The organism is Tundrisphaera lichenicola, assembly GCF_051175385.1.
Lineage (GTDB): Bacteria > Planctomycetota > Planctomycetia > Isosphaerales > Isosphaeraceae > Tundrisphaera > Tundrisphaera lichenicola.
The window spans coordinates 4,413,797-4,427,072 of the sequence record NZ_CP195106.1; the positions used below are offsets into that span (position 1 = coordinate 4,413,797).

At 64.0% G+C, this 13,276-nt stretch carries 9 protein-coding genes and 1 pseudogene; 4 read left to right on the forward strand and 6 right to left on the reverse strand.

The genetic code is table 11. The annotated features are described in order from the left end of the window. Nucleotides 1–9: 9 nt before the first annotated feature. Nucleotides 10–1,317: a glycosyltransferase family 4 protein gene (locus P12x_RS17405; protein WP_435005665.1), complete on the reverse strand. Its 1,308-nt coding sequence runs from the start codon at nt 1,315–1,317 to the stop codon at nt 10–12. A gap of 487 nt (nt 1,318–1,804) precedes the next feature. On the opposite strand from P12x_RS17405, the gene P12x_RS17410 reads away from it, so the two are divergent. Further along, on the forward strand, nt 1,805–2,083 hold the full coding sequence (locus P12x_RS17410) for a helix-turn-helix domain-containing protein (protein WP_435005667.1): 279 nt from the start codon (nt 1,805–1,807) through the stop codon (nt 2,081–2,083). 486 nt (nt 2,084–2,569) lie between these two features. On the opposite strand, the gene P12x_RS17415 is transcribed toward P12x_RS17410, so the two are convergent. Next, nucleotides 2,570–4,069, reverse strand: a complete 1,500-nt coding sequence (locus tag P12x_RS17415) for an oligosaccharide flippase family protein (protein ID WP_435005668.1) — start codon at nt 4,067–4,069, stop codon at nt 2,570–2,572. A 209-nt stretch (nt 4,070–4,278) separates the two neighbouring features. Beyond that, a complete protein-coding gene (locus P12x_RS17420; protein WP_435005669.1) occupies nt 4,279–5,211 on the reverse strand; it encodes an HD domain-containing protein in 933 nt (310 codons plus the stop codon). Nucleotides 5,212–5,457: 246 nt separating this feature from the next. Between P12x_RS17420 and P12x_RS17425 the strand changes: the two genes are divergently transcribed. From P12x_RS17425 to P12x_RS17435, 3 genes are all read left to right on the forward strand, one after another. After that, entirely contained in the window at nt 5,458–6,552 is a 1,095-nt protein-coding gene (locus P12x_RS17425) for a substrate-binding domain-containing protein (protein ID WP_435005670.1), read from the forward strand. 127 nt (nt 6,553–6,679) lie between these two features. Then, nucleotides 6,680–7,717 (forward strand): ABC transporter permease, encoded by a 1,038-nt coding sequence (locus P12x_RS17430; RefSeq protein ID WP_435005671.1) that lies wholly within the window; start codon nt 6,680–6,682, stop codon nt 7,715–7,717. Nucleotides 7,718–7,805: 88 nt separating this feature from the next. Next, entirely contained in the window at nt 7,806–8,876 is a 1,071-nt protein-coding gene (locus tag P12x_RS17435; RefSeq protein ID WP_435005672.1) for a potassium channel family protein, read from the forward strand. A 126-nt stretch (nt 8,877–9,002) separates the two neighbouring features. On the opposite strand, the gene rpsI is transcribed toward P12x_RS17435, so the two are convergent. The 3 genes and pseudogenes from rpsI to alaS form a co-directional block, all read right to left on the reverse strand. After that, nucleotides 9,003–9,407 (reverse strand): 30S ribosomal protein S9, encoded by a 405-nt coding sequence (gene rpsI / locus P12x_RS17440; RefSeq protein WP_435005673.1) that lies wholly within the window; start codon nt 9,405–9,407, stop codon nt 9,003–9,005. Nucleotides 9,408–9,727: 320 nt separating this feature from the next. Next, nucleotides 9,728–10,150 (reverse strand): annotated as a pseudogene (gene rplM, locus P12x_RS17445) (50S ribosomal protein L13); the annotation flags it as partial. A gap of 368 nt (nt 10,151–10,518) precedes the next feature. Continuing rightward, nucleotides 10,519–13,140, reverse strand: a complete 2,622-nt coding sequence (alaS, locus tag P12x_RS17450; RefSeq protein WP_435005675.1) for an alanine--tRNA ligase — start codon at nt 13,138–13,140, stop codon at nt 10,519–10,521. Nucleotides 13,141–13,276: the final 136 nt, after the last annotated feature.

Sequence of the window (13,276 nt, forward strand, 5' to 3'; positions counted from 1 at the left end):
ATCCTCGGATCAGGCGGCATCCATGTCCTCGGACCGGTCGAGATGACCGATCCTGGAATCGAGCTCGGCGAACTTGGGCCGAGGCGGGACCGACTCCCCCGCCCGCCCGGCCTTGATCCCCTGGATCAGGCCGAAGTAGCGGTCGAGGTGGGCGGTCTCGGACCATTCGCCAATCCTCATCGCGTAGCCTCGGTCGGCCAGTTCGTCGCGAAGATCGTCGTCGTGGGCCATCCGGCGCATGGCCAGGAGGAGTTCGCCATCGGTCTGGTAGCCCAGTCCACCCCCGCTCAGGACCCCGGTCTCGCGGATCGCGCCTCCGCCGTTGTGGACGATCACGGGTGTCCGGACGGCGAATGCCTCCAGGACAACATAGCCGAACGTCTCGGGGAAGAGTGAAGGGACGACGACCGCCCTCGCGCCGTGGAAGAGTTGGGCCAGGGCCGGGCCGCCGAGGAGCCCCTCGAACTTCACGTTGGGAATCCCCGCGGCCAGGTCGCGGAGCCGACCTTCGAATGGGCCGGTCCCGGCGATTCTCAGGTCGACTTCGGGGAGCAATCGCATCAACGGAATCAGCCTTTGAAAGCCTTTCATCTGGACCAGTCGGCCCGCTGCGGCCAGGTAAGGCCGCGGAGTGGGGGCGGATTCGGCGTCCTCCAGCCCGTTCGACCAGTCGTCGGGCAGGAAGTAGGGGAGGTGGACCATCGGTGTGCCGATCCCCCTTCGACGATGCTCCTCCAGGGTATGCCTGGAGGGGAAGACCAGAGCATCGAGCTGTTGGAGCCCCTGAAGGATCGCGTCGGTGGCCCGCCAGGCTTGAGGGGGACGACGGCCGGCGAGCATGCATCGGACGCAATCGGCGGAATCGCAAGCCTTTCGGTCATACTTCCAGAGTAGGTGCATCGGGCAGATGAGCCAGTGCTCGTGGGCCGTCATGATCCGGACTGCTTTCCGGCCTAGATTCAGGACACCCGGCCCGCCGACGAGCGAGATGTTGTGGAAGTGAACGACGTCCACATCCACCGCATCGAGCGCCTCGCGGAGGGCTTCGTACTTGAAGTAGGGCTGGCCGGTCACCTGGGTCGCGATCGGTGAGAGGATCCCCAGCTTGCTCTTGAGCGGGTGGACGTGCAGGCCCGGCGGCGGCGTGTAGGGACGTAGCGGGTGGTCGCCCCGGACCGAGTTGAAGGCGTCGACGCAGTGGAAGACATGAACCTCGTGCCCCCGACGGATCAGGGCCCGGGAGAGTCGGTCTACATAGGCGGCATCGCCGCCGAAGCTGTGGGCGCCGAAGAACGTGGTGACCATGCAGAACTTCAACGGCGACCTCCTGTCCCGTCCGAGTCGATGCGTGTCGAGTTCGATGTCTCTAGGCCCAGACCATCGGGAGGATCTCGTCCTCATGACGAGCCTCGATCCGGATCTTGTACCCAAAACTCTCCCATCGCACCAGTCGGTTTGCACGGCGGAAGTTGTGGGATTCCGGACAGGAATCTCTGGTTGCATCATAGGCCGAGCGGCCTGTTGCAAGAGATCGAATCCGACCGGGGTGCCCCCCTCGATTTTGGCATCGCCGGATGCTGCCCGATCGGGGACGAGCGTCTTGCAGGGCCAGCCCGCCCTACGAGTGAAAAAATTAAATGTTGTCAAAAATTATAGATCTTGAATGACTAGCTTTGTTAAGATAGCTTATGTCTTGAAAATCAGCCCGTGGGGTACCGGAGGCTTTGGCGGCCCGGAACACCGCCGCCTTCAGTGAGATCGATCGGATCTCCCGACGGGTTGGGCCTGTTGTTGGACTCCGCCCATGTCTAAATCATCGGGACGACTGGAGATCTGCGCGCGTGTCCGCCTGATTCGCCGGGAGGTTTACGGCGAGGACGGCCTGTCCGACCTCGCCGAAGCCCTGGGAATTCCGCCCCGGACCTGGGCCAATTACGAGGCCGGAGTGACCATCCCGGCCACGATCCTGCTCGGGTTCATCTGCCTTTGTGGCGTTTCCCCGGGCTGGTTGCTCATGGGAGAGGGAAATCGTTACGCGGGGAGCACTCGTTCGCTGATTCGAATGAATTCCCTTTCGGGTTGACTTCGGATGCTCGAGCCTTGAAGTGCTCTTTCCGCGATGGTCGAGAGCCTCCGGCAGTCTCGGGGCACAAGTCCACCCGCAGTCGAGTTGACTGTTGGAAATGTACCCGCGCGTGCATGGAGAAAAGGGACAGGATCCGGGAAGGGTTCGACCCAGTCGGGTTGTCCTGGTCCGGGAAACGATCAGGTCTGGCAGGAAAACCGGTTGATAGGACCTTTCCCCGAGCGAAATTCTTCAGATAGAGGATTCGCGAAGCCGGCGTAAGAAGCGGCGAGGGGCCTTTGTTGGGTTCGTTTTTTCCATGAGTGGGTCGGAGTTCGGATGATCGGGAGGGGATAGGTTGGAGAAGCTTGGGTTCGTTTTTCCCACGCGAGGTCGAACTTCACCAGTCGCCGACAATCGCGGTTGGTCGTGGCGACGAAAGTTACTTTGGATAAATGGTTTGCGTTGATTGTGCCTGGGTGTGCTTGTTCGGTTGGCAACGGCTCAATCGCGACCGAGGGCGACGCGCAGCTCGGAAAATCGGAACCCTCCGAGGGTCACAAGGGCGATGGCGTAGGAGAGGGCTCCGCCCAGGATCGCGGCCAGGAGATGCCATCGGAGGAGGACCAGGCAGACCGGGACCATGACCACCGAGGCCGCGATCGGGCGGGCCAGATGGTGATGCCAGGCCGGCGGACGCCCCTCTCGGGCCAGGCAGCCGTACCCGGCGATTACCAGGGCCAGGGCGAGCAACACGATCGCGGCCGCCGCTCCCATGAGCCCGAATTTCCAGAGCAGGAGCGCAGCCAGCGGGCCCGATCCCAGGGCTCCGGCCGCCAGGAGCCGGACCCCGGCCGACTCGCGATTCATGGCGATCAGGGCCGTCTGGTAGAGGAAGGCCAGGGTCAGGAGCGGTGCCCGCCAGATCCCCAGGGCCAGGAGCCAGCTTGCCCCCGAACCCCATTCCGGCAGGAGTTCGTGGACCAGGGGGCCGGAGAGGACCGAGGCCCCGACCGCGACAGGGATCAAGGCCAGGGTCAGGATCCGGACGAGCGAGTCCAGCGCCCGACGCCCCGCCGCCGGGGTGTCCCGCCAGGAACGCGCCAGGGTGGGGAAGACCACCTGCTGGAAGATCATCCCGAAGGTCAGGGCCGCGGTGACCATACGATGAGGGGCCCCGTAGAGGCCCACGTTCTCCCAGGTACACATCAGCCCGACGACCATTAGGTCGACCGAACTCAGGACCGTCTGGGCGACCTGGATCATCAGGACCGGGCGGCATCGATGGAGGAAGACGCCCAGGAATCGGCCACTCAAGGCCGGCCGAGGCAGGCCATATTGCCGGGCGTAACAGCCCCAGACCAGCGCGATCCCGCAGACTTCGCCCGTCACCAGCCAGGCGGGGACCCGGGCAATCCGCGAGGCGTCCCCCACCAGGAACCAGACGCCCAGCGCATAGACCGCCGTCCGGATATAGAGCGAGACCGCCACCAGGCCCATCCGCTCCATCCCTCGATAGACGAAATCGAGCCCCATCGCGGTCGTCAGGAGCATCAGGCCGTAGAGAGTCAGCAGGAGCCGGTCGGCGGGATCCCGGAGCGTCGTCGAGCCCACGATCACCAACCCCACGAAGAGGATTGTCGCGAGGACGATCTTGATCGTCAGGAGGTGGTTGACCAGCGGGCGGACCAGTCGAGGATGTCGGGCCAGTTCGCGAGCGGCGATGACCTCGCAACCGTTCCTGACCAGTAGGACCAGCCAGAAGACGACGTTGAAGGCGAACTCGATCCGTCCGTATCCCCCCTTTCCCAGCACCTTGGCCAGCGAGAGCGTGACCAGGACGGAAGTCGCCCGGCAGGCGACCTCGGCGGCGCTCAGGGACAGGAAGTTCGAGGCCATCCGTCGAGGGGCCTCGACCGGCTTGGGCCGTCGAGGGGCCGGAGTGGGCTTCGGCTGGAGCTTGCGGCGGGTCGGAGGCCGGCTCGTGAGGGGCGTAATTGCCATACTCGGTCGCACTTCCCCGGGGTCGGGCGATCGATCGACCAGGAACCTCGCCCGTAGTCTAGAGTCCGGCCCAGTAGGGCCGAAAATAGACTCGAACGCGGCTGGTCGGCCCGGACTATCCTCCCGCCGACTGACCAGACATCCGTCCTTCCGTTGGCCGGATATTGTTGCGGGCGGATCGTAGTGCCGCTTTCGAAAAGAGTCAATGTCTAGGATCGGACGGCGATCCCGCCAGCTTGAGCCGGCCCCTCTCGCTCGGAGAGGCGGCCGAGTCCCCGGGTGTCGTAGATCAGCGGGTCGAGCCAGCGAACCTTGGGTTCGACCCGAGGGACAAAGCCTTTGATCGAAAGGGGATCGAACCGGAGGACGTGGTCCAGCTTCTCGGCGATCCGAGGGTCGGAACTCCGCTGGAGTTTCTGGAGGACTTCGGCGTCATCCCCCAGGAGGTCCTCTCGTCGGAGGACCTTCAGGCGGAAGGCCTCGCGGAGCGAGTCGGCGAATTCATTATAGATGTACGCTTCGGTCGGGCTGGCCCACCAGTCGCGGTTCATCTCGGCGAAGCAATCGGCCGCCTCTCGAGCGATAGTTTGGTCCCGGAAGGCGATGCTGGTCCCGACCACGATCAAGGAGCTGAGAAATCGCGAGACCTGAGCCGGAGTCGTGACCCCACAGGCCAGGCTGTCTCGGCAGAAATAATCCAGGCGATCGGCGCAGAGGCCGGGCAAGGGCTGTTCGAGCAGGGGATAGACCGAATCGTCGTAGAACACCTCGGGTTCATAGCCCATCCGGGCCAGGACCCGGACCAGATCGGGCCGGTGGAGGAATTCCGGCTTGAGCCCCTCGTGGTGGTCCTGCTCTTCCGAGGCGAAGACGAAGTCGACCGCGTGCGAGAACGCCGTGTGTGAGACGTCGTGAAGGAGGCCAGCCACTTGTTCGCGACGATCGGCACCCAGGCGTCCGAGGAGCAGATGCACTCCGAGGCTGTGTTCATAACGAGTGACCGTCTTGAACGGGAATGCTAGCGCGGAGGGACCTGCCTGGCGGATTCCTCGGAGTCGCTGGAAGGTCGGGCACTCGATCAATGCGAGAATTCCGGGATCGTCGATCGACACCTCTCCATAAACCCGGTCGTTCCAACGCATCGACAACACCACCTCGAAGGCTTTCGACCGAGAAATCATCCTTTTTAATGATCGGTTGGATCAACCTTGATTGCAAGAGGGGGGCAAGTGACGAACGCAACCACGATTAACTCGCTCGGAAGGATCGAAGCGGTTCCCCTCGGGCCTCAGCCTCGCTAAGATCAATTTCGTCCGCATCTCGCGGCCGATCGACTGACCTGATCATCGAGCATAACCGCTGACGCCCTGGGGGCGAGGGGCCATTTCGTGATTCAATCCTGGACGATGAGTCGAAGCGGTGTCCTGGCCCTGGCGGCCTGGGCCGGCCTGGGATTCGCCGGTTGCGGGGGGGCGGCCAATCATTCGGGGACCGTCGGACCGGATTCCTCCGGTGCCTCCTCGGGAACGGGCCGGATTGTCCTGGTCACCAACGGTAATTCCGATTGGTGGTCGGCCGTCGAGAAGGGGATGAAGGACGGTGCGGCCAAGCACGATGCCGACGTCCAGATGAAGAGGAATCAGGAAGGGGCCGGGACCGAGGGGCAGATCCGCCTGCTCGAAGAAGCCCTGGGAGCCTCCGAGGTCAAGGCCGTGGCGGTCTCGGCCGTCGACGCCGACGCCCCGGGTATCGCCGACGCGATGCGGAAGCTCAAGGAAGCCGGCAAGCTGGTCATCACGATCGACTCGGACGTGAACACAGGAGCCGCCGACGCCCGGAGCCACTACATCGGGACCAACAATGCCAAGGCGGGCGAGATCGCCGGCCAGGCCGCCGCGACGATCCGACCCCAGGGCGGGTCGGTGGCCGTCTTCGTCGGCAGCGCCTCGGCCGAAAATGCCAGGGCTCGATTGGATGGCTTCTTCACCGGGGCGGGCCCCAAGTTTCTCCGGTCTACCGACATGATCTATGAGGATCAACACGATACGAACCGGGCCCAGTCGCTCCCCGAGATCGCCATCACCAAGGATCCCGAGATCGGCGTGATGCTCGGCCTCTATTCCTACAATGCCCCGAGGATTGCCGCCGAGGTCGCCAAGCGGCCCGACTTCCGCAAGAAGACCAGCGTCGTCACCTTCGACCTCGATGAACAGGCCGTGGCCTTTCTCGAAAAGGGTGACATCGACGTCTCGGTCTGCCAAAATCCCTACGAGATCGGCTATCAAGCGGTCCGGCTCCTCTCGGCGCTGATGAAAGACGACAAGACGACGGTCGAGCAGATGTTTCCCGAAGGGCAGACCAGCCTGGATACGGGAGTCCGCGTGATCGTCCCGACGGCCGACTCGCCGGTCAAGGGTGCCGAGGTCATCACGATCGAGGACATGAAGAAGTGGCTCGCGGATAAAGGGCTCAAGTCCTCCTGACTCCGGCGGGCGGCCGGTCGTGGTCGGGACGATCTCGATCGGTTACTCTGAGGCGCGGCAACTCGTAGGCGAGTCGGGTGCGGCTGTCTCCCGCCACTCGCCTCGCCATCGGAAGAAGACGAGGCTCATGGGCGCGAACCAAAGGGCGGGGTGGTTGTCGAAAGTCCTCCGATCCACGGAGCTAGGCCTGGTCGCGAGCCTTGCGGCGATCCTCGGGCTGATCTATCTCCTCGGACCGCCCGACTCCTTCTTCACGTGGACAACCCAACTTTCACTCCTCCATCAGATCGGCCTTTACGGCGTACTGGCCGTCGGGGCTGCAGTCGTGATCATTTCGGGGGGGATCGACCTCTCGGTCGGATCGGTGGTGGCGCTCTCTTCAGTCTTCTGCGCGAAGCTCCTCAAGGAGTGGCTCCACAACGGGGCGTCCCCCACACCCCCTTCGAATGGGATCGTAATCCTGGCGATTGCCTTGACCTTGTTATTGGGCCTGGCAATCGGGCTCTTCCACGCGTTCTTGATCAATCGATTCGGGCTACCGCCATTCATCGCCACCCTGGCGTCGATGTCGGGGCTTCGTAGCCTGGCATCGATTCTCTCGGAAAATCGGACGATCAATGTCGAGTACGAGGCCTTTCGATTCCTGGGCCAGACGCCTCGACTCACATTCCGAACCTTCTTGCTAGTAGCCACCGCAACCAGCCTGATGATGGGAGCGACTGTTCTGGGCCGACACCTCTTCGCGCTCGGTGGTAATGAGGCCGCCGCCCGATTGAGTGGGCTGAAAATCCGCAGGCTGAAGGCGTTTGCTTATGGTTTCTCGGGTGTCATGGCCGCACTGGCGGGAATCCTCTTCGCAGGGCGGAGCGGGCAGGCCAGTCCCGAGCTGGGCAAATCCTACGAATTGTTCGCGATCACGGCTGCCGTCGTCGGTGGATGCAGTCTTTCCGGGGGGATCGGCTCGATCCGCGGTACGGTACTCGGCCTGGTGCTCTTGCAGACCTTGATCCGTGGAACAGGACTGGTCGTCCGCAAGCTGGATTTCTTCGTAGGTCAGGCTCACGTCGTCATCGAGCTCAATAGCACGCAGGTCGAGGGCCTGGTCCTCGGCACCGTAATCATCTGCGCCGTGGCCATCAATCAATTCCTCCGCCCAAAACTCTAACCAGCCTCTGGCCTGCCACCCTCCCACGTCCAGCCATCCGACTGCCGGGATTTACGGTCCTGGCGATCCCCCCTCCGGCGCTCCCGCCATGTCGATGTCATCAACCCAACCATCGGGAAGGCCCGACCCGATCTCGAACCGAGACCTGGAGCGCTGGCATCGTACCTCGGTCCGCCGGATCATGGTCGGCTTCGGTTCTGTGGGCCTCGTTGTCCTGTTCGGGGTCCTCGGCTATCTCTCCCACGGCTGGAGCCTGTTCGAATCGCTCTACATGGTGGTGATCACCATCTCAGGCGTCGGATTCGGCGAGGTTCGCCCGCTGGCCTCGACCAGTCTCCAGATCCATACGATGATGGTCATCGCGATGGGGATGCTGTCGGTCGCCTACACGCTGGCGGGGTTCGTTCAGCTTCTGACCGAGGGCGAAGTTCGCAACTACCTGGGACGGCAACGGATGAAGCGTCAGATCGAGGCACTGAAGGGCCACACGATCATCGTCGGTTACGGCCGAGTCGGCACGCTGGTCGCTGACGAACTGGTCAATGCGGGGATGTCGTTCGTGATCATCGAACGGGCGATCGAGCGTGTGATCGACATCGAGCGCCGGGGCTATCCCAACCTCCACGCCGATGCGACCGAGGAGGAAACGCTCCGCGAAGCCGGACTCGACCGCGCCAAGACCCTGGTGACGGTACTGCCGACCGATGCCGAGAACGTTTTCCTCACCTTGACGGCCCGTCGGCTTGCCCCGACCGTCGAGATCATTGCCCGGGCTGAGCAGACCGTGACCCTCAAGACCCTCCGACAGGCCGGGGCCGACCATGTGGTGATGCCTGCGGTGATCGGTGCCCACCGGATCATCTCGCTGTTGACCAACCCTTCCTCGGTCGAGTTCGCCGAGTTGGTGACGCGCCGGTCAAGTCTTGCGATCGAGATGGAAGAGGTCCCGGTCAAGAGTCACGGCGCCCTCGACGGCCTGTCGCTCCGCGACGCCGACATCGGCCGAAAGACCGGGGTCATGGTCATCGCGGTCAAGCGGGCCGACGGTCGGGTCGAGTTTCCCCCGTCGGGCGACGAGCCGTTCGCCGTGGGCGATACGGCCGTGATCCTGGGCCGTCGGAGTAATCTCGACCTCTTCCGTCAGAACTTCAAGAGCTGAACGGCTCCCATCGGACGGATCGGCTCGGCAGATTCAAGAAAGAACACCGCCAACACCCGGACAGTCCGGAGGTTGGCGGCGTGATTCTGAAAGCGAAAGTTGGGTCGAGTCCGGATCGAAGGTTGATTAACGCTTCGAGAACTGGAAGCTGCGACGCGCTTTCTTGTGTCCGTACTTTTTCCGCTCGACCATTCGGGCGTCCCGGGTGAGGAAGTCGCCGTCGCGGAGCACGGGAAGGAGGTCAGGGCGATGCTCGGCCAGGGCACGAGCCAGTCCCAGGAGCACGGCCCCGGACTGGCTGTTCTTGCCGCTACCCTTGACGTTGACGAAGACGTCAATCCGCTCACCCATCTCGGTGGCCCGGAGCGGGGCGCGAACGTCGCTCCGCTGGGTCTCCTCGGTGAAGTAGGCGTCCACTTCGAGCTTGTTGATCAGGTACTTGCCGGTGCCTTCGCGGATCCGGACCCGGGCAACCGCGGTCTTGCGCCGGCCGGTGCCCCAGATGAAATCAGAGTGAGCAGCCGTGGCCATCTTTGGTTCGATCCTCAGCCCGATCGGGTCTATCGCGGGTTTGATCCCCGCGCCCGTTCCCGGGGCGCGGGCCATGGAATGATTTCGAGAACGACGTCGGCTTACTCGGCCGTCGGCTCGGCGGACGGCGTTTCGGTCACCGAGTCAGGAGAAGGTAGTTGAGCCTCGTGGGCTCCGGCCGGAGGAGGCAGTTGGGCCTCTTCGACGGCGGGTGCCAGGACGGCCGCCTCGGCAACCGACTTCGGGCGAGGCTTCTTGGCCGCGGGGGTCGGCTTGGGGGCGTAGATCGCTCCCGAGGCCGAAGGCCGACCGTCGATCGCTTCCAGGGGGATCGGCGACTGGGCCTGGTGCTCGTGAGCGGGCCCCGAGTAGAGCTTGAGCTTGCTCATCATGTGGCGGCCGATCTTGTTCTTTGGCATCATCCGCTGGATGGCCAGCCGCAAGATCCGGTCGGGGTGGCGCTGGAAGAGCTTCCAGGCTTGTTCTTCCTTCTGACCGCCCGGGTGGCCCGAGTAGCGCTGGTAGAACTTTTGCTGCCACTTGTTCCCGGTGAAGACCACCTTGTCGACATTGGTGACGATCACGTAGTCGCCGGTGTCGAGGAACGGGGCGTAGGTCGGGCGATGCTTGCCCATCAAGATCGGCGCGATCTGAGCAGCAAGGCGACCGACGACGGCCTCGTTGGCGTCAATCACGTACCACTGTTTGGCCAGCTCGCCGGCTTTCGGCTGATAGCAATTCATGAACGGAGCTACCTAACTTCGTGTCCCGGGCAACGGCCCGGCCGGAAACCCATCCTCGACCGGCGAAACGACCATTCTAATGGCCCCCCGGCCCGCGTCAAGGCCGGTTTGCCCGGTATTGCCGGAGCTGCTCGACGAAGGCGGCGTGTTCGGGGCTTTCCAGCCCTCGTCGGAGGGAAGCCAGGACGGCTTGCCCGTCATCCCGAACGAAGGCTGCTTCATCGAGCCAGAGGCCGGGGAACGACACAGATCGGTGAAGACATCGTCGTCCGTGACCAGGGGATTGAACCCACCTGGCCCGCCACGAACCAATGGAATTCGTCGAGAATCGCCATCAGCACTTCCCGCGCTCGCGGCATGATCCAACATCAACCCCCGAGATTCTCGCGGACGAAGGCCACCGCGCGTTCGAGGGCGGCGGGGATCTGATCGGAGATCTTCCCCCCCGCCTGGGCGAGGTCGGGTCGGCCCCCTCCCCCTCCCCCGACGACCGGGGCGACCTCCTTGAGCCACTGGCCCGAGTGGAGCCCTCGGGCGATCAGGTCGGGGGTGAGGCCGGCGGCCAGGTTCACCTTGCCTTCGACGCTGGAGGCCAGCAGGACCGCCAGTCCTGCGGGCGACTTCCGGCGCAGGACGTCGATGAGTTGCCTCAACTCGTCGGGCGTGGAAGCCCCGACCGAGGCCGTCAGGACCCGGATGTCGTCGACGACCGAGGCCGAGGCCAGCAACTCGTCGGGCGAGGTCTTCGGGCCGTCTTCGACCTTGCGCTGGGCGGCTTGCTTCTTGAGGGCCTTGATCTCATCAAGGAGCCCGGCGACCCGCTCCGGGACCATCGTAGCGGGAACCTTGAGAGTGGCCGCGACCTCGGCCAGGGCCTGTTCTTCCTGCCGGATCAGGTCGAGTGCGGCCTTGCCGGTGAGGGCCGTGATCCGCCGGGTCCCGGCCGAGACCGACTCCTCTCCCACGACCTTGAACAGGCCGACCTGGCCGACATTGTCGAGGTGAGTCCCGCCGCAGAGCTCGCGGGAGAACTCGCCCATCGAGACCACCCGGACGATTTCGGGGTACTTCTCGCCGAAGAGCGCCATCGCCCCCAGGTTCCGGGCCTCGTCGATCGGCATCGTGGTCCAGGAGATCGGCTCTCCCCGGAGGACCCGGTGATTGACGGTCTCCTCGATCAGGCGGAGCCGGTCGCGGCCGACGGCCTCGGGGTTCGAGAAGTCGAACCTCAGCCGATCGGGCTCGACCTTGCTGCCGGCCTGCTGGGCATGCTTGCCCAGGTGGATATGCAAGGCATGGTGCAGGACATGCGTGGCCGAGTGGGCCCGGCGGATGGCCTCGCGTCGGTCGAGATCGACCTCGGCGTGGACCGAGGCATTCACAGAGACGGTTCCCTCGGTCACCCGGCCGACGTGGAGCGTGAAATCGTTTTCCTTCTTCGTGTCGCTCACCTGGAAGGAGAACCCCTCGCCCCGGATCAGGCCAACATCCCCCACCTGGCCGCCGCTCTCCCCGTAGAACGGGGTCCGGTCCAGGACCAGGATCACGGGTCGGGCGTTCTCGGGGCCAACGGTCGCCGAGTCGGCCAGTCGGTTCTGTTCGACGATGCCGATGACCTTGGCATCGGCCGAGGTCGTCGCGTAGCCGACAAATTCGTTCCCCTGGTGGAAGGCTTTTTTCAGTTCATCGAGCGGACCGGCCGTGAAGACCGCGGCGGCCTCGGTGGTCCCGCGAGAGGTCCGCGAGTGGTCCTCCATCTCCATTTCGAAGCCCGCTCGATCGACGCGGAGATTCTGGTCGGAGGCCAGGCTTTCGGTGACTTCGACGGGGATCCCGTGCGTCGCATGGAGCACGAACGCGTCTCGGCCGGTGATCGCCTCGGAGCCCGCCGATCGCGTCTTCCGGAAGACATCGTTAAGCAGCTTCAGGCCGTTTTCGAGGTTTCGGAGGAACTGTTCCTCTTCCTCTCGGACGACGGTCTGGATCCGACGGACGCTCTCGGCCAGTTCGGGATAGGGGCGGGCCATCACTTCGGCGACGGTCGGGATGATCTGATGAATAAACGGTTCACGACGGCCCATCTGGTAGGCGTCGAGGACCGCCCGCCGGAGCAAGCGTCGGACGACGTAGCCTTGCTTCTCGTTGGACGGCTTGATGTTCTCGTGGATCGTGAAGGCCAGGGTCCGCGCGTGATCCGAGATTCGCCGGATCCGGATGCCGTCCGGGGTGTTCCGATCGTAATTGATCCCGAGGGTCTCGGCGGAGGCCGCGACCAGCGGCTTCATGATGTCGATCTCGAAGTTCGATGGGACTTTCTGCAAGGCCGCGGCCATTCGCTCCAGGCCCATCCCTGTGTCTATGTTCTTCTTGGGCAGGGGCTCGAGCTGGCCGGGGCCGACGCGGTTGAACTGGGTAAAGACTAGATTCCAGATCTCGACTTCTTCGATCCCGTCGCCGTGGTAGAAGATCTCCGAGCACGGGCCGCAAACGCCATCGGGACCATGAGTCGGTGCCCCGGCGGGCCAGAAGTTGTCGTCCTCGCCCATCCGGGTGATCCGGTCCGGGGCCAGGCCGATCTCCTTATTCCAGATCCCGAAAGCCTCGTCGTCATCGAGGTAGACGGTGACAGTCAGGCGGTCGGCCGGGACCTTCAGGCTCCTGGTGAGGAACTCCCAGCCCCAGTGGATCGCCTCGCGCTTGAAGTAGTCGCCGAAGCTGAAATTCCCCAGCATCTCGAAGAACGTCATGTGCCGAGGGGTCTTGCCGACGTTCTCGATGTCTCCGGTCCGGATGCACTTCTGGCAGGTGGTGGCCCGGGTGAAGCTCGGGTCGCCCAGACCCATGAACTCGCGCTTGAACTGGTTCATCCCGGCCGGGGTGAACAGGACGGTCTCGTCCTCCTTCGGGGCCAGGACGTCGCTTGGCCGGCGGACGCAGCCCTTGGAGGCGAAGAAATCGAGGAAGGCTTCGCGGAGTTCGTCGGTGGTCATGGGCTCGCTTTTCCGGTCGTCGGATGGGCTGGAGTCGCGACGGGGACTCCGATCCCGGGCATTATGAGTCCGGGATCGTCGGGATTCCCCATCCTCCACGATAACCGAAATCGACAGGCCATCCCACCCCGGGCGC

Coding starts and splice junctions, on each gene's coding strand:
- P12x_RS17410 (WP_435005667.1), top strand. CDS start 1,805: ATGTCTAAATCATCGGGACGACTGGAGATCTGCGCGCGTGTCCGCCTG.
- P12x_RS17415 (WP_435005668.1), bottom strand. CDS start 4,069: ATGGCAATTACGCCCCTCACGAGCCGGCCTCCGACCCGCCGCAAGCTC.
- P12x_RS17420 (WP_435005669.1), bottom strand. CDS start 5,211: ATGCGTTGGAACGACCGGGTTTATGGAGAGGTGTCGATCGACGATCCC.
- P12x_RS17430 (WP_435005671.1), top strand. CDS start 6,680: ATGGGCGCGAACCAAAGGGCGGGGTGGTTGTCGAAAGTCCTCCGATCC.
- P12x_RS17435 (WP_435005672.1), top strand. CDS start 7,806: ATGTCGATGTCATCAACCCAACCATCGGGAAGGCCCGACCCGATCTCG.
- rpsI (WP_435005673.1), bottom strand. CDS start 9,407: ATGGCCACGGCTGCTCACTCTGATTTCATCTGGGGCACCGGCCGGCGC.
- alaS (WP_435005675.1), bottom strand. CDS start 13,140: ATGACCACCGACGAACTCCGCGAAGCCTTCCTCGATTTCTTCGCCTCC.